Annotated in this window: 12 protein-coding genes; 6 read left to right on the top strand and 6 right to left on the bottom strand. The window is 71.7% G+C overall.

What is annotated here, in order from left to right:
* Window positions 1-7 precede the first annotated feature (7 nt).
* From AB0F03_RS26645 to AB0F03_RS26635, 3 genes are all read right to left on the bottom strand, one after another.
* Window positions 8-1081 carry a serine/threonine-protein kinase gene (locus tag AB0F03_RS26645; protein WP_361996296.1) on the bottom strand — a complete coding sequence of 358 codons (1074 nt, stop codon included), beginning with the start codon at window positions 1079-1081 and terminating at the stop codon, window positions 8-10.
* Between the two features lie 151 nt (window positions 1082-1232).
* A complete protein-coding gene (lon, locus tag AB0F03_RS26640) occupies window positions 1233-3659 on the bottom strand; it encodes an endopeptidase La (RefSeq protein WP_361996294.1) in 2427 nt (808 codons plus the stop codon).
* 115 nt (window positions 3660-3774) lie between these two features.
* On the bottom strand, window positions 3775-4572 hold the full coding sequence (locus AB0F03_RS26635; RefSeq protein ID WP_361996292.1) for a rhomboid-like protein: 798 nt from the start codon (window positions 4570-4572) through the stop codon (window positions 3775-3777).
* 194 nt (window positions 4573-4766) lie between these two features.
* On the opposite strand from AB0F03_RS26635, the gene AB0F03_RS26630 reads away from it, so the two are divergent.
* The 4 genes from AB0F03_RS26630 (at window position 4767) to AB0F03_RS26615 (ending at window position 11539) form a co-directional block, all read left to right on the top strand.
* On the top strand, window positions 4767-5444 hold the full coding sequence (locus AB0F03_RS26630) for a spermidine synthase (protein ID WP_361996290.1): 678 nt from the start codon (window positions 4767-4769) through the stop codon (window positions 5442-5444).
* Window positions 5445-5556: 112 nt separating this feature from the next.
* The gene (locus AB0F03_RS26625) at window positions 5557-6297 is read left to right on the top strand and encodes a response regulator transcription factor (RefSeq protein ID WP_121786956.1); all 741 of its coding nucleotides are present in this window, start codon (window positions 5557-5559) and stop codon (window positions 6295-6297) included.
* Window positions 6294-7418, top strand: a complete 1125-nt coding sequence (locus AB0F03_RS26620; protein ID WP_361996288.1) for a HAMP domain-containing sensor histidine kinase — start codon at window positions 6294-6296, stop codon at window positions 7416-7418. Before AB0F03_RS26625 ends, AB0F03_RS26620 begins: the two co-directional genes overlap by 4 nt.
* Before the next feature lie 302 nt (window positions 7419-7720).
* Window positions 7721-11539 (top strand): multifunctional oxoglutarate decarboxylase/oxoglutarate dehydrogenase thiamine pyrophosphate-binding subunit/dihydrolipoyllysine-residue succinyltransferase subunit, encoded by a 3819-nt coding sequence (locus AB0F03_RS26615; RefSeq protein WP_361996286.1) that lies wholly within the window; start codon window positions 7721-7723, stop codon window positions 11537-11539.
* Window positions 11540-11662: 123 nt separating this feature from the next.
* Here the strand turns inward: AB0F03_RS26615 and AB0F03_RS26610 are convergent, their stop codons facing one another.
* On the bottom strand, window positions 11663-11845 hold the full coding sequence (locus AB0F03_RS26610; protein ID WP_005312030.1) for a DUF6104 family protein: 183 nt from the start codon (window positions 11843-11845) through the stop codon (window positions 11663-11665).
* 180 nt (window positions 11846-12025) lie between these two features.
* Here AB0F03_RS26610 and AB0F03_RS26605 point away from each other — a divergent pair, with 180 nt between their 5' ends.
* Window positions 12026-12964: a DUF4097 family beta strand repeat-containing protein gene (locus tag AB0F03_RS26605; protein WP_361996284.1), complete on the top strand. Its 939-nt coding sequence runs from the start codon at window positions 12026-12028 to the stop codon at window positions 12962-12964.
* A gap of 1 nt (window position 12965) precedes the next feature.
* Window positions 12966-14147: a PadR family transcriptional regulator gene (locus tag AB0F03_RS26600; RefSeq protein WP_361996282.1), complete on the top strand. Its 1182-nt coding sequence runs from the start codon at window positions 12966-12968 to the stop codon at window positions 14145-14147.
* A 24-nt stretch (window positions 14148-14171) separates the two neighbouring features.
* Here AB0F03_RS26600 and AB0F03_RS26595 read toward each other — a convergent pair whose 3' ends face one another.
* Window positions 14172-15137, bottom strand: coding sequence for a zinc-binding dehydrogenase (locus tag AB0F03_RS26595; protein ID WP_361996280.1), 966 nt, complete (start codon window positions 15135-15137; stop codon window positions 14172-14174).
* 229 nt (window positions 15138-15366) lie between these two features.
* On the bottom strand, window positions 15367-16590 hold the full coding sequence (locus AB0F03_RS26590) for an NADP-dependent malic enzyme (protein ID WP_361996278.1): 1224 nt from the start codon (window positions 16588-16590) through the stop codon (window positions 15367-15369).
* Window positions 16591-17147 lie beyond the last annotated feature (557 nt).

Raw genomic sequence — 17147 nt, 5'->3', positions numbered from 1 at the left:
GCACCCGCTATTGGGTCGTCCGCAGAACCGGTACGGCCCACGCCGGAGGCCCGGGCACCGCCATCCGGTCCGCACCGGGCTCAGTGCCGGGGCGGGGCTCCGTGCCGGGGCCGGGGCGGGGTTCCGTGCCCGGGGCGGGGCAGGGGGCGTCCACGCGCAGGTCCACCAGCGTCGGTGTACGGCCGCGCGGGCCGGCCGCGCCGACGGCCGTGCGCAGGGCCGCCACGAACTCCGTACAGGTGTCGTATCGGTCGTCCGGGACCTTGGCCAGGGCCCGCAGCAGTACCGCGTCGGCGCCGGCCGGGATGTCCGGCCGCTTCTCGCTGAGGGCGGGAGGGGTGTCGCACTGGTGGGCCCAGAGCAGCTCGACGTGGTCCTCCCGCTGGAAGGGCGGGGCGCCCGTCAGGATCTCCTGGACGACACAGGCGAGGCTGTACAGGTCGGACCTGCCGTCGACCGGGCGCCCGGTGAACCGCTCGGGCGCCACGTAGTCCAGCGTGCCGACGAACTCTCCCACGCTGGTGAACCCGGTCAGCGACAGTGATTTCTTCGCCAGTCCGAAGTCGGCGAGATAGACGTGCTCGGGGTGGTCGCTGTCGATGCCCTCGGCGACCAGGACGTTGCCGGGCTTGACGTCCCGGTGGACCAGGTCGCGCGCGTGGGCCGCGTCGAGGGCGGAGGCGAGCTGGGCGGCGATGCGCAGCGCCGTCGGCACCGGCAGCGGGCCCTCGCGGTCGAGCAGGGCGCGCAGGTCGAGGCCGGCGACGAAGCACATGGCGATGTAGAGGATGCCGTCGGCCTCGCCGGCCTCGAACACGGGCACGATGTTCGGGTGGTCGATGGCGGCGGCCACCCGGGACTCCTGGGCGAAGCGGCTGCGGAAGGCCTCGTTGCGGGTGTACTCGGGGGCGAGGAGCTTGAGGGCGACCGTGCGGCCGAGGCGCAGGTCCTTGGCGCAGTAGACGACGGCCATGCCGCCGCGCCCGAGTTCGCGCTCCACCCGGTAACCCGCGATCTCGGCCCCGATCAGGCCGGAGGGGGTTCTGGGCGGCCAACCGGCCTGACTGGGCGCCGTGTTCATCGAGACACCACCCTCACCCCGGTCCGCTGCGGAGGGCTGGCTCCTGTCTGCATCCTACCGAGTGCTCCCGGTGTACGCCCGGGCGGAAAGCGGGCACGGAGCAGGCCCGGACCCCCCTCACGGGAGTCCGGGCCCCAGGTCTAGGCGTCCGTCACGCCGCCACGGGCACCTCCGGCGTCGCCCCGTCCACGGCGGGCGCGAGCGCCAGTTCCAGGACCTGGCGGACGTCGGTCACGGCGTGGACGTCCAGCTTGTCCAGCACCTCGGCCGGGACGTCGTCCAGGTCGGGTTCGTTGCGCTTGGGGATGATCACGGTGGTCACTCCGGCGCGGTGGGCGGCGAGGAGCTTCTGCTTCACCCCGCCGATGGGCAGCACCCGGCCGGTCAGCGAGACCTCGCCGGTCATGGCGACATCGGTGCGGACCAGGCGGCCGGAGAGCAGCGAGGCGAGTGCCGTGGTCATCGTGATGCCCGCGCTCGGGCCGTCCTTGGGGACCGCGCCCGCCGGGAAGTGGATGTGCACGCCCCGGTCCTTGAGGTCGGCCACCGGCAGCTCCAGTTCGGCGCCGTGGCTGCGCAGGAAGCTCAGCGCGATCTGCGCCGACTCCTTCATCACGTCACCGAGCTGTCCGGTGAGGGTCAGGCCCGCGCCGCCGGTCTCCGGGTCGGCGAGGGACGCCTCCACGAAGAGCACGTCGCCGCCGGCGCCGGTGACCGCGAGGCCGGTCGCCACGCCGGGCACTGCCGTGCGGCGCTCGGCGGGGTCCTGTGCGGACTCGGGCACGTGGTGCGGCCGGCCGATCAGCCCGCGCAGGTCGCCGTCCGTCACGGTGAACGGCAGGTCCCGCTCGCCCAGCTCGTGCTGGGCGGCGATCTTGCGCAGCAGCCGGGCGATGGACCGTTCCAGGGTCCGCACGCCCGCCTCGCGGGTGTACTCGCCGGCGAGCCTGCGCAGCGCGCTCTCGTCGAGCGTGACCTCCTCCCCGTGCAGGCCGGCCCTCTCCAGCTGGCGCGGGAGCAGGTGGTCGCGGGCGATGACGACCTTCTCGTCCTCCGTGTAGCCGTCCAGCCGGACGATCTCCATACGGTCGGCGAGCGCCTCCGGGATGGCCTCCAGGACGTTGGCGGTGGCGAGGAAGACCACGTCGGACAGGTCCAGCTCGACCTCCAGGTAGTGGTCCCGGAAGGTGTGGTTCTGCGCCGGGTCCAGCACCTCCAGCAGGGCCGCCGCCGGGTCGCCGCGGAAGTCCGAGCCCACCTTGTCGATCTCGTCGAGCAGGACGACCGGGTTCATCGACCCGGCCTCCTTGATGGCCCGCACGATCCGGCCGGGCAGCGCGCCGACGTACGTACGGCGGTGGCCGCGGATCTCGGCCTCGTCACGGACGCCGCCGAGGGCGACGCGGACGAAGGTACGTCCCATGGCGTGGGCGACCGACTGGCCGAGGGAGGTCTTGCCGACCCCGGGCGGTCCGACGAGCGCGAGCACGGCACCGCCGCGCCGCCCGCCGATCACGCCGAGTCCCCGGTCACCGCGCCGCTTGCGCACGGCCAGGTACTCGGTGATGCGCTCCTTCACGTCCTCCAGGCCGGCGTGCTCGGCGTCGAGCACGGCCTTGGCGCCCCGGATGTCGAAGGCGTCCTCGGTCCGCTCGTTCCACGGCATCTCCAGGACGGTGTCCAGCCAGGTGCGGATCCAGGAGCCCTCGGGCGACTGGTCGGAGGCGCGCTCCAGCTTGTCGACCTCCTTCAGGGCGGCCTCGCGGACCTTCTCCGGCAGGTCGGCGGCCTCCACGCGGGCACGGTAGTCGTCGGACTCCTCGGCGGCGTCCTTGCCGTTCCCGCCGTTCAGCTCGCGCAGCTCCTTGCGGACGGCCTCCAGCTGGCGGCGCAGCAGGAACTCGCGCTGCTGCTTGTCGACGCCCTCCTGGACGTCCTTGGCGATGGTCTCGGCCACTTCCTGCTCGGCGAGGTGGTCGCGGAGCTGCTGGGTGGCGAGCCGGAGCCGGGCCACCGGGTCGGCGGTCTCCAGCAGGGCGACCTTCTGGTCGGTCGTCAGGAACGGCGAGTAGCCGGAGTTGTCGGCCAGCGCGGACACGTCGTCGATGGCCTGGACGCGGTCCACGACCTGCCAGGCGCCGCGCTTCTTCAGCCACGTGGTGGCGAGCGCCTTGTACTCCTTGACCAGTTCGGTGACGTGGCCCGGCAGCGGCTCGGGCACACTCTCCTCGATCCGGGCGCCCTCGACCCACAGGGCCGCGCCCGGGCCGGTGGTGCCGGCGCCGATGCGCACCCGGCTCCGGCCGCGGATCAGGGCCCCGGGGTCACCGTCGGCCAGCCGGCCGACCTGCTCGACCGTGCCGAGGACGCCGGTGCCGGCGTAGGTGCCGTCGATGCGCGGGACCAGCAGCACGGTGGGCTTGGCGGGTTCCGGCGCGGCGGCCTGCGCGGCCTCCACGGCGGCCCGCACCTCGGCGTCACTCAGGTCCAGCGGAACGACCATGCCGGGCAGCACGACCTCGTCGTCGAGCGGCAGCAGCGGCAGGTTGAGCGTGAACGCCGGTGACTCAGCAGCCATGATCTCCCCTTCGGCAGTCAACTTGAGCTATGCCGACTCAATGTTCTGGCTGCCGCCGATGTTCCCGACCGGGTGTTCGCCGTGAGCGATCACGGGATCGGTGCAGGTGGGGCCGTTACCGGACCGCCTGGACCGGCCGGTGCGGGCGCCGGAGGAGCGGCCAGGCGGCCAGGCCGATCGTCAGGGCGATGAGGTGCCCCCAGTTGGTCAGTGGGTCCGCGTAGGCGTACAGGTCGCTCAGGAGCGTTCCGGCCACCGACACCAGCAGGGGCCAGCGCAGCCAGGGGCGGAGCAGTCCGGCCAGCGCGCCGATGCTGGCGGCGACGCCGAAGCTGATGCCGTAGTCGAGGCGGTGCAGGGAGGTCGGCGGCAGATGGCCGGCCAGGACGGCGAGGCCGACCGGGACCTCGGTGGCGAGGGTGGCCAGGACGTGGCCGGCCAGGAAGACGCCGGCGGCCCGCACCCCGCCCGTGCGCCGTTCCAGCGCGGTGAGCACCAGCAGGAACGCGAGGGCGTACGGCGAGACGATGCCGCCCGCGATCCACAGCGCGCTCGCCGTCAGCACGGACACGGGCGTGCGTATGAGGTGGGCGACGTCCGTGCTGGAGCCCTGGTGGAGGGCGTGGACCAGGGCGGGGTCGGCCACGGCCGCGACCACGGAGGTGACGGCCAGGACGCTCGCGTAGGCGAAGGTGAACGGGGTGCCGGCCGGGGTGGGCAGCAGTCGCCAGGGCCGTACGGCCGGCCGTGGCCGGCACGCGGGGGCGGACGCCGCCGCAGCACCGCGCTGACGGGGCACGCCGTCCAGCAGGCCGGCGGCCGGCGAGGGCGCGGCGGCGGGGCCGCCGGGAAGGGGCGGGCCCGGCCGGGGCGGGGACGTGGCCGTGGCAGGGCCCTTCGTGATCCGTTCCACGGTGCGGCGCTCCTTCCGTCGCGCTCCACCCTTGGGGTCCGGCGTGCCGCTGTCTATGACCGACGCCACCCGGGAGCGGATTCACAGCAACCTCTCACTCCCCGGCCGCGTCCGTACGCCGTCCTCCCGGGGCGGCCGTCGCGTCGTCCGCAATTCCCGTGAAGGTCGGGCGCCGTTGAGCCAGGATGGGGGGCATGACTGCCCTGTACGACTCTCCCGTGGTCCTGGACCGGCGCGACGGCCCGTACGGAGAGGTGGTGCTGCGCAGACACGGCCCGCTGCTCCAGATCATCGCCAACGGCTGCTTCCTGATGGACACCTCCGACGGCCGCTCGGAGCGGCTGCTGGTCGACGCCGCCCGCGCCGCGCTGGACGGGCGGCCGGAGCCGGATGTGCTGATCGGGGGGCTCGGCGTGGGGTTCTCGCTCGCACACGCGGCGGCCGGTCCGGGGTGGGGGCGGATCACCGTGGTGGAGCGGGAGCCCGCCGTCATCGGCTGGCACCGGCGGGGGCCGCTGGCGGAGGTGTCCGGCGGCGCGCTCGCCGACCCGCGCACCCGGATCGTGGAAGCGGATCTCGTGGCGTACGTCAATGAGACATCGGACACGTTCGACGCACTGTGTCTCGACATCGACAACGGGCCCGGCTGGACCGTCACGGAGGACAACGGCAGCCTTTACTCACCGGCCGGACTGGCCGCGTGCGCACGGGTGTTGAGACCCGGCGGGGTGCTCGCCGTATGGTCCGCGCAGCCCTCGCCGGAATTTGAAGGAAGCTTGCGGAATGCCGGGTTCCGACAGGTGCGTACCGAAGAGGTGCCCGTTGCCCGGGGCGTTCCGGACGCTGTCCACCTCGCCGTCCGACCTGGATAGCGACAGCCCGGGCAGTCCCCGTAATGTGCTGCCCTGACGCAGATCATTCAAGCGTCAAACGCAGACATGGGATCACCCCACGGATTCCGGAAAGCAACAACAGGGGCGGGCGATGGAGCAGACACACACCTCCCAGAGCGGCGCGGCGACGACCACCCCGGGCGCACAGCGCCGGGTGCTGGTCGTCGAGGACGACCTCACGATCGTCGACGCCATCGCGGCCCGGCTCCGTGCCGAGGGATTCCTGGTGCAGACGGCGGCCGACGGTCCCGCCGCCGTCGACACGGCCGAGGCCTGGCAGCCCGACCTGCTGATCCTCGACATCATGCTGCCCGGCTTCGACGGGCTGGAGGTCTGCCGGCGCGTGCAGGCCCAGCGCCCGGTGCCGGTTCTGATGCTCACCGCGCGGGACGACGAGACCGACATGCTGGTCGGGCTCGGCGTCGGCGCCGACGACTACATGACCAAGCCGTTCTCGATGCGGGAGCTGGCGGCACGCGTGCACGTGCTGCTGCGCCGGGTGGAGCGGGCGACGATCGCCGCCGCCACCCCGCGCTCCGGCATCCTGCGCCTCGGCGAACTGGAGATCGACCACGCGCAGCGCCGGGTCCGGGTGAAGGCGGAGGACGTCCATCTGACGCCGACCGAGTTCGACCTGCTGGTGTGCCTGGCGAACACCCCGCGCGCGGTGCTCTCCCGGGAGCAGCTGCTGGCCGAGGTGTGGGACTGGGCGGACGCCTCCGGCACCCGCACGGTCGACAGCCACATCAAGGCACTGCGCCGGAAGATCGGCGCCGAGCGGATCCGCACCGTGCACGGTGTGGGCTACGCGCTGGAGACGCCGGCCCCATGAGCGGTGACGGGCGCCCGGCCGCACACAGGAGTCACCGGTCCTCCGGTGCGGAACCCTGGGGCGGCGTGCGCCCGTTCTCGATCAAGACCAAGCTGGGCGCGCTGGTCGTCATCGCGGTGCTGATCACCACCGGGCTGTCGATCGTCGCCGTGCACACCAAGACGGAGCTGCGCTTCATCACCGTCTTCTCGATGATCGCCACCCTGCTCATCACCCAGTTCGTGGCGCACTCGCTCACCATGCCGCTGGACGAGATGAACACGGTGGCCCGCTCCATCTCGCACGGCGACTACACGCGCCGCGTGAAGGAGAACCGCCGGGACGAACTCGGCGACCTGGCCCAGACGATCAACGTCATGGCCGACGAGCTGGAGGCCCAGGACAGCCAGCGCAAGGAGCTGGTGGCGAACGTCTCGCACGAGCTGCGCACCCCGATCGCGGGCCTGCGCGCGGTGCTGGAGAACATCGTCGACGGGGTCACCGAGCCCGACCAGGAGACGATGCGGACGGCCCTGAAGCAGACCGAGCGGCTCGGCCGGCTGGTGGAGACCCTGCTGGACCTCTCCCGGCTCGACAACGGCGTCGTACCGCTGAAGCTGCGGCGGTTCGAGGTGTGGCCGTACCTCTCGGGCGTGCTCAAGGAGGCCAACATGGTCGCCTCCGCACGCGCGGGCATCGCCTCCGGCTCCGGCAGCCACACCCGGACGGACGTCCATCTGCACCTCGACGTCTCACCGCCGGAGCTGACCGCGCACGCGGATCCCGAGCGCCTCCACCAGGTCGTCGCCAACCTGATCGACAACGCGGTCAAGCACAGCCCGCCGCACGGCCGTGTGACCGTGAAGGCCCGGCGCGGTCCGCAGCCGGAGTCGCTGGAGCTGGAGATCCTGGACGAGGGCCCCGGCATCCCCCGGTCGGAGTGGCACCGGGTGTTCGAGCGGTTCAACCGGGGAGCGGTGACCCGGCCGCACGGACCGGGCAGCGACGGCGGTACGGGGCTGGGGCTGGCGATCGCCCGGTGGGCCGTGGATCTGCACCGCGGCCGGATCGGTGTGGCCGAATCAGAGCGGGGCTGCCGGATCATCGTCACTCTTCCGGGCCTGACTTCCGCCACGAGTTGACGTAGGGTCCGAACCGGAAGCACAAGATCCACGACGGTCGGCGCCGCTCGGCGCGGTCTCAGCCGTGTGATCGGGACCAGGCCCGCGCCACCCGTCGAACGAAGACGCGCAGGGCTCCGGCCAGTGCACCCTCCCACGTGCGGAACCACGGTTGTTTCCCGCCATTTCAAGCCCCGAAACAAGATTTCCGATGTGACTTACGCGACGATGAACGGGCCCGACCTGACCTTCACGGTCAGGGAGGCGTAGCCTTTATTCCCGCTGTCCATCACCTTGTGAAGCGGAAGAGGGCGGTTGCCGCCGTGTCGCCACAGTCCCCCAGTAACTCGAGCATCTCAACCGATGACCAAGCCGGGAAGAACCCCGCAGCCGCGTTCGGTCCGAACGAGTGGCTCGTCGACGAGATCTATCAGCAGTACCTCCAGGACCCGAATTCCGTAGACCGCGCCTGGTGGGACTTCTTCGCCGACTACAAGCCGGGCGCTCCTGCCACCCCGGCTCCGGCGGGTACTGCGGCCGCGGGGGCCGCAGAGACCCCCACCACGGCCCCGCAGGCCCAGCCCGCGGCCCCGGCCCCCCAGGCCGCCGCCCCGGCCGCACCCGCGGCTCCGAAGCCCGCGGCGGCCCCGGCCCAGGCGCCCGCCCCGGCGCCCGCCGCCGCACCCGCTCCCGCGGCGAAGGCCGCCCCGGCAAAGCCGGCGCAACCCGCACAGGCGCCCGCTCAGCCGAAGGGCAAGGCCGCCGAGGCCCCCGAGGGCCCGGAGCTGATCACGCTGCGTGGTCCGGCCGCCGCTGTCGTGAAGAACATGAACGCCTCGCTGGAACTGCCGACCGCCACCTCGGTCCGCGCGGTACCGGTGAAGCTGCTGTTCGACAACCGCATCGTCATCAACAACCACCTCAAGCGCGCCCGCGGCGGGAAGATCTCCTTCACGCACATCATCGGGTACGCGATGGTGCAGGCCGTCAAGGCCATGCCGTCGATGAACTGGTCGTTCGGCGAGAAGGACGGCAAGCCGACCCTGGTCAAGCCGCCGCACGTCAACCTCGGCCTCGCCATCGACCTGGTGAAGCCGAACGGTGACCGCCAGCTGGTCGTCGCGGCGATCAAGAAGGCCGAGACGCTGAACTTCTTCGAGTTCTGGCAGGCCTACGAGGACATCGTCCGCCGCGCCCGCGACGGCAAGCTGACGATGGACGACTTCACCGGCGTGACGGTCTCCCTGACCAACCCCGGCGGCCTCGGCACCGTCCACTCCGTGCCGCGTCTGATGCCCGGCCAGTCCGTGATCATGGGCGTCGGCTCCATGGACTACCCGGCGGAGTTCCAGGGCACCAGCCAGGACACCCTGAACAAGCTCGGCATCTCCAAGGTCATGACGCTCACGTCGACCTACGACCACCGGGTCATCCAGGGCGCCGCCTCCGGCGAGTTCCTGCGCGTCGTCGCGAACCTGCTGCTCGGCGAGAACGGCTTCTACGACGACGTCTTCGAGGCGCTGCGGATCCCCTACGAGCCGGTCCGCTGGCTCAAGGACATCGACGCCTCCCACGACGACGACGTCACCAAGGCCGCCCGCGTCTTCGAGCTGATCCACTCCTACCGGGTCCGCGGCCACGTCATGGCCGACACCGACCCGCTGGAGTACCGCCAGCGCAAGCACCCCGACCTGGACATCGTCGAGCACGGCCTCACCCTGTGGGACCTGGAGCGCGAGTTCGCCGTCGGCGGCTTCGCCGGCAAGTCGATGATGAAGCTGCGCGACATCCTCGGCGTGCTCCGCGACTCGTACTGCCGCACCACGGGCATCGAGTTCATGCACATCCAGGACCCCAAGCAGCGCAAGTGGATCCAGGACCGCGTGGAGCGCGGCCACTCCAAGCCGGAGCGCGAGGAGCAGCTGCGCATCCTGCGCCGGCTGAACGCGGCGGAGGCCTTCGAGACCTTCCTCCAGACCAAGTACGTCGGCCAGAAGCGCTTCTCGCTGGAGGGCGGCGAGTCCGTCATCCCGCTGCTGGACGCGGTCATCGACTCGGCGGCCGAGTCCCGCCTGGACGAGGTCGTCATCGGCATGGCCCACCGCGGCCGGCTGAACGTCCTCGCCAACATCGTCGGCAAGTCGTACGCGCAGATCTTCCGTGAGTTCGAGGGCAACCTCGACCCGAAGTCGATGCACGGCTCCGGCGACGTGAAGTACCACCTGGGCGCCGACGGCACCTTCACCGGCCTGGACGGCGAGCAGATCAAGGTCTCCCTGGTCGCCAACCCCTCCCACCTGGAGGCCGTCGACCCGGTCCTGGAGGGTGTCTCCCGCGCCAAGCAGGACATCATCAACAAGGGCGGCACGGACTTCACGGTCCTGCCGGTGGCGATCCACGGCGACGCGGCCTTCGCGGGCCAGGGCGTGGTGGCCGAGACCCTGAACATGTCGCAGCTGCGGGGCTACCGCACCGGCGGCACGGTCCACATCGTCATCAACAACCAGGTCGGCTTCACCGCGGCCCCCGAGTCCTCGCGTTCCTCCATGTACGCCACGGACGTCGCCCGCATGATCGAGGCCCCGATCTTCCACGTGAACGGTGACGACCCCGAGGCCGTCGTCCGCGTCGCCCGGCTGGCCTTCGAGTTCCGCCAGGCGTTCAACAAGGACGTGGTCATCGACCTCATCTGCTACCGCCGCCGCGGTCACAACGAGTCGGACAACCCGGCCTTCACCCAGCCGCTGATGTACGACCTGATCGACAAGAAGCGCTCGGTGCGCAAGCTGTACACCGAGTCCCTGATCGGTCGCGGTGACATCACCCTGGAAGAGGCCGAGCAGGCCCTCCAGGACTACCAGGGCCAGCTGGAGAAGGTCTTCACGGAGGTCCGCGAGGCCACCTCCCAGCCGCCCGCCGGCGACACCCGGGCGCCCCAGGACGGCTTCCCGGTCGCGGTGCCCACCGCGGTCTCCGCGGAGGTCGTCAAGCGGATCGCCGAGTCCCAGGTCAACGTCCCCGACCACATCACGGTGCACCCGCGGCTCCAGCCGCAGCTCCAGCGCCGGGCGGCGATGGTCGAGGACGGCACCATCGACTGGGGCATGGGCGAGACCCTGGCCATCGGCTCCCTGCTGCTGGAGGGCACCCCGGTCCGCCTCGCGGGCCAGGACTCCCAGCGCGGCACCTTCGGCCAGCGCCACGCGGTGCTCATCGACCGGGAGACCGGCGAGGAGTACACCCCGCTCCAGTACCTCTCCGAGGACCAGGCGCGCCTGAACGTCTACAACTCGCTGCTCTCCGAGTACGCGGCGATGGGCTTCGAGTACGGCTACTCGCTGGCCCGGCCCGACGCGCTCGTCATGTGGGAGGCGCAGTTCGGCGACTTCGTCAACGGCGCGCAGACGGTCGTGGACGAGTTCATCTCCTCGGCCGAGCAGAAGTGGAGCCAGACCTCCGGCGTCGTCCTGCTGCTGCCGCACGGCTACGAGGGCCAGGGCCCGGACCACTCCTCGGCCCGCCCGGAGCGCTTCCTCCAGCTGTGCGCGCAGAACAACATGACGGTCGCGATGCCCACGTCCCCGTCGAACTACTTCCACCTCCTGCGGTGGCAGGTGCACAACCCGCACCACAAGCCGCTGGTCGTCTTCACCCCGAAGTCGATGCTGCGCCTGAAGGCGGCGGCGTCGAAGGCGGAGGAGTTCACGAGCGGCGAGTTCCGCCCGGTCATCGGCGACGCCTCGGTCGACCCGGCCGCGGTGCGCAAGGTCGTCTTCTGCGCCGGCAAGGTCTACTACGACCTGGAGGCCGAGCGGCGGAAGCGCGGTGTCACGGACACGGCCATCATCCGCATCGAGCGGCTGTACCCGCTGCCGGGTGCCGAGCTCCAGGCGGAGATCAAGAAGTACCCGAACGCCGAGAAGTACCTGTGGGCGCAGGAGGAGCCGGCGAACCAGGGTGCCTGGCCGTTCATCGCGCTCAACCTGATCGACCACCTGGACCTGGCGGTCGGCGCGGACGTCCCGCACGGCGAGCGGCTGCGGCGCATCTCGCGCCCGCACGGCTCGTCCCCGGCGGTGGGTTCGGCCAAGCGCCACCAGGCCGAGCAGGAGCAGCTGGTGCGTGAGGTGTTCGAGGCGTAGGCCTCCCGGACTCCTGCGGCACGCCGCGACGAGGGCCCGGCACCGAGTTCCGACTCGGTGCCGGGCCCTTCGTCCGTGCGGGACCGTACCCGGCGAGGCGGGATTCCGCCGGCTGCGCGGGACCTACTCCTCGTCGTCCTCGTCGTCGAGGCGCGCGAGCCAGGTGGCCAGCCGCTCCACGGGCACCTCGAAGTCCGGGTTCAGGTCCACGAACGTGCGCAGCTGCTCGGCGAGCCACTCGAAGGTGACCTCCTCCTCGCCACGCCGCTTCTCCAGCTCCTCGATACCGCGGTCGGTGAAATACATGGGGCCGTGTCTCCTGCGCATCCATCCAGGCCGTTACTGACTGGGTCCAGCCTATGCGCCGGGCCGGCCGGTCCCCTCACCGGAAAGAGCGTCTTGACTTCGGGCAGCCACGATATATCGTGTTTCCCAGAACACGCGATATGACGCGTTGTCGTCCCGCCGCCCCGCCGAGGAGGCCCCATGCCCGAGTGGTCCGTCACCGAGCCCCGGAAGCTGACCTTCGACAACCCCGTACGCGACCTCCACGTCCGGCTCGTCAACGGCACGGTCAACGTCGTGAGCACGGACGAACCCGCCGCCCGCCTGGAGGTCTCGGAGGTCGAGGGCCCACCCCTGGTGGTCACCCAGCAGGACGGCGTACTGACCGTGTCCTACGAGGACCTGCACTGGAAGGGCTTCCTGAAGTGGCTCGACCAGGCGGGCCGGCGGCGCAGCGCCGTCGTCTCCCTCGCCGTTCCCGCCGGCACCCGGGTGGAGGTGGGCGTGGTCGGCGCGGGCGCGGTCGTCTCCGGCATCCGCGGCCCCGTGGATGTCAAGGGAGTGACCGGCGACACCACCCTGGTCGGCGTCTCGGGCCCGGTCCGCGCGGACACCGTGTCGGGGAACCTGGAGGCCCAGGCGGTCACGGGCGACCTGCGGTTCCACTCGGTCTCGGGCGACCTCACCGTGGTCGACGGCTCAGGCCCCTCCGTCCGCGCGGAATCCGTCACCGGCTCCATGATCGTCGACCTGGACCCGGACGGGCCCACGGAGGTCGGCCTGACCAGCGTCTCCGGCGAGATCGCCATCCGCCTGCCGCACCCGGCGGACGCCACGGTCGAGGCCAACACCGCGAGCGGCACCATCTCCAACGCCTTCGACGGACTGCGGGTGCAGGGCCAGTGGGGCGCCCACAAGGTCTCCGGGCGGCTCGGCGCGGGCACCGGGCGGCTGCGCGCCACCACGGTCTCCGGCTCGATCGCCCTGCTGCGCCGCCCGCCCCGGGACGAGGAGGAGCACGTCCCCTGGGAGACGGAGCCCGACTCCCCGCGGCCCGCCGGCCCGCCCGCCGGCCCGCCCGGCGCCCCGGCCGACGGCACGACGACCGACGGCACGACGACCGACAAGAAGGTGCTCTGACATGCCCCCTGTCTTCGCCCACGGCCGCCTCCGCCTGTACCTGCTCAAGCTGCTCGACGAGGCCCCGCGCCACGGTTACGAGGTGATCAGGCTCCTGGAGGAACGCTTCCAGGGCCTGTACGCCCCCTCGGCGGGCACGGTCTACCCCCGCCTGGCCAAGCTGGAGGCGGAGGGCCTGGTCCGGCACACCACCGAGGGCGGCCGGAAGGTGTACGCGATCACGGACGCGGGCCGGGCCGAACTGGCCGACCGCAGCGGTGAACTGGCCGACCTGGAACTGGAGATCCGCGAGTCGGTGGCGGAACTGGCCGCCGAGATAAGGGCCGACGTGCGCGGCGCGGCCGGTGACCTGCGCCGCGAGATGCGCGCGGCGGCCTCGGAGGCCCGCCGGGGAACCAGGGCGGCCGGCACCGGGGCGGCCCCCTTCCCGGACCTCGGGAAGGACGGGACCGAAGGAGCCCGGGGCGATGCCGGGGAGTACGACGACCTGAGCGACAAGGAGGCCTGGAAGCTCGCCAAGGAGGAGATGCGCCGGGTCAAGCAGGAGTGGAAGGAACAGGCCCGCCGGGCCAAGGACGAGAGCCGCCGGGCCCGTGAGGAGGCCCAGCGCGCCCGCCACAAGGCCCAGGAGGCACAGGCGCGGGCACGGGCCCAGGCGCAGGAGGAGGTGCAGCGCATGGCCCGACGGGTCCAGGACCGGGTACTGGACCACTTCGCCCGCGGGGACTGGCCGACCGGCGTGCGCGACGGCCTGACGGAACTGGCCAAGGAGTTCGGCGAGTTCGGAAAGGACTTCGGCAAGGAGTTCGGGAAGGACCTCGGCGGCAGCTGGACCTTCGGCCGCACCACCGAAGAGACCTCCGCCCCCGCCCCGGCCCCCGCTCAGGAGCCGCACCACACCTCCGCCCCGGCGGACTTCCCCGTGGCGTACGAACCCTCGTGGGCGCACCAGGACTTCACCGGTGACCCGGCCCGTGACCTGGACCGTCTCCTGGACCGCTTCCGCGACGACATCCGTGACGCGGCCCGTGACCACGGCGTCACCCCGGAGCAGCTCGCTGCGGCCCGCCACCACCTCTCGACGGCGGCAGCCCACATCGCGGCACTCCTTGACACCCGCGATCCCGGGTCCTCCCCGCCCACAGGGACGGGCGGGCAGAAGGAGAACCCGGGCCCGGGGTAGCCCGGCCGGACGGCTCCGCTCGGCTCAGGAGTGGGTCAGCACGATCTTCCCGAACTGCTCACCGGACGCCAGCCGCTCGAAGCCCTCGCGGGCCCGGTCCAGCGGCAGCTCCTCGTCGATGACGGGCCGTACACCGGTCGCGGCGCAGAAGGAGAGGAGGTCCTCCAGCTCGTCCTTGGTGCCCATGGTCGAGCCGACGACCTTCAGCTCCAGGAAGAAGATGCGGGTCAGTTCGGCGTGCGAGGGCTGGTCCCCGCTGGTGGCACCGGAGATGACGAGCGTGCCGCCGGGCCGCAGGGACTTCACCGAGTGGGACCAGGTGGCGGCGCCGACGGTCTCGATGACGGCGTCCACCCGCTGCGGCAGCCGGGCGCCGGGCTCGACGGCCTCCACGGCCCCGAGTTCCAGGGCCCGCTTCCGCTTCGCCTCGTCCCGGCTGGTCGCGAAGACCCGGAGCCCGGCCGCCTTGCCGAGGATGATCGCGGCCGTGGCGACACCGCCGCCCGCTCCCTGCACGAGGACCGAGTCACCGGGCCGTACGCCGGCGTTGGTGAACAGCATCCGGTACGCGGTCAGCCAGGCGGTCGGCAGACAGGCGGCCTCGGCGAAGGACAGCTCCCTGGGCTTCGGCAGGACGTTCCACGTCGGCACGGTGACCTGCTCGGCGAAGGTGCCCTGGTAGCGCTCGGTGAGGATGGAGCGCGGCTCGTCGGGGCCGACGCCGTGGCCGGTCTGGCCGATGACGGAGTGCAGGACGACCTCGTTGCCGTCCTCGTCGGTCCCGGCGGCGTCGCAGCCGAGGATCATCGGCAGCCGGCCCTCCGGCAGGCCGACGCCCCGCAGGGACCAGAGGTCATGGTGATTGAGGGAAGCGGCCCGTACGGTGATGGTGCTCCAGCCGGGACGGGCCTCGGGAGCCGGACGCTCCCCCAACTCGAGGCCGGTGAGCGGCTGGTCGCGGTCGATTCGGGCGGCGTAGACAGCGAACATGCTGCCGACGATAGGTGCACGGTGCAGCCGGCGGAACCAGGCCCGCCTGTGACACATGCCCTCTTGCGCAACGGCACCCGTGCGGCGCAGAGCGCGTGAGGCGCCCGACAGCGCCGCGCCCTCACCCGTCCGCGCGCGCGGGCAGGCGGAAGGACAGGCAGGAAAACGAGCGGAGAAGCGGGCAGGAAGAACGGCCCCGCCCGGGCGGGCGGGGCCGTTCAGCGCTGCATCAGCCGCGGGCGACGCCCTCGGCGCGCGCGGCGGCCGCGACCGCCGCGGTCACGGCCGGAGCGACCCGCTCGTCGAACGGGGACGGGATCACGTAGTCGGCGGCGAGGTCGTCCCCGACCACCGCGGCCAGCGCCTCGGCGGCGGCGATCTTCATTCCCTCGGTGATCCGCGTGGCCCGCACCTGGAGCGCGCCCGCGAAGATCCCGGGGAAGGCCAGCACGTTGTTGATCTGGTTCGGGAAGTCCGAGCGTCCGGTGGCGACGACCGCCGCGTACTTGTGCGCCACGTCGGGGTGCACCTCGGGGTTCGGGTTGGCCATCGCGAAGACGAAGGCGCCCTGCGCCATGGAGGCGACGGCTTCCTCCGCGACCGTACCGCCGGAGACACCGATGAAGACGTCCGCGCCCGCGAGGGCGTCCTCCAGCGAGCCGGTGAGGCCGGCCTTGTTCGTGAAGGACGCCAGCTCGCGCTTGACCGGGGTCAGGTCCGCCCGGTCGGCCGACACGACGCCCTTGCGGTCCGCCACGGCCACGTCCCCGATGCCGGCCTCGACCAACATCCGGGCGATGGCGACACCGGCCGCGCCGGCGCCCGAGATGACGGCCCGCAGCTGCCCGATCTCGCGCCGGCTGAGCCGGGCCGCGTTCCGCAGCGCCGCGAGCGTCACCACGGCCGTACCGTGCTGGTCGTCGTGGAAGACCGGGATGTCCAGCCGCTCCTGGAGCCGGCGCTCGATCTCGAAGCACCGGGGCGCCGAGATGTCCTCCAGGTTCACTCCGCCGAAGGACGGGGCGAGCCGGACGACGGTCTCGACGATGTCGTCCACGTCGGTGCAGTCGAGCGCGATCGGCACCGCGTCGACGCCGCCGAACTGCTTGAAGAGGATCGCCTTGCCCTCCATCACGGGGAGGGAGGCCTGGGGACCGATGTCCCCGAGTCCGAGCACGGCGGTGCCGTCGGTGACGACGGCGACCACGCTGGACTTCCATGTGTAGTCGTTGACCAGCTCCGGCTGTTCCGCGATCGCGGTGCACACGCGAGCGACGCCGGGCGTGTACGCGAGGGAAAGGTCGTCCTTGTCGCGGATCGGCACGGTGGCCTGCACGGCCATCTTGCCGCCGCGGTGCAGCGCGAACACCGGGTCGAACGAATCGAGGGGCTCGGCCCCTCCGTCGTGGTCCGTACCGCTGTCGCTGCGAGGATTGACGATCTCCGCTGCCACTTTGTTGTACCCCTTAGCTATGCATGGTTTGAGGGTCGACCACTCCTGGTGAGGGGTGGGCGGGCACCGCGCACGGCTCGATTGCGGATACGTACGAGCACATACGCGACGGGCGCGCCGCACACGCGCCCTGAGCCCCGGATGAGGGGTGTAAAGAACCTTCTTACCGGACGGATGGCGCCCGCGACGAGTCCATTAGGTGCAAGGTCACATCCCGGAACAGCAAAACGGCGGGAAGGTGACGCGCGGCCGACGGCGCGGCGGCGGCGCGCGGGCGACCCGGCGCGACGGGGGCGGCCGGGCGGTCATGTGACCCGGGGAGGGTGATCACATCGTGAGACACGCCGAAGATTTTCCGGCCGGAGCGCTGGATTCCCGCAGATGATCCTGCGGCTATGGACCGGGGTTGTACCGACCTGATGCGGTTCGGGGGTCACCCGTTATCCGATTTTGACATAGCGACGCCCCTGAATGGCGTAGTCCGAATGGCAAGATGCCGTAAACCCACGAGGTCGCGACACCCGAAGGTGTGTGTTTCCGTCGACCCATCGGCAACT

The sequence above is a fragment of the Streptomyces sp. NPDC028722 genome, from assembly GCF_040637655.1.
Lineage (GTDB): Bacteria > Actinomycetota > Actinomycetes > Streptomycetales > Streptomycetaceae > Streptomyces.
This window is presented reverse-complemented; position numbering and strand designations above follow the sequence as displayed.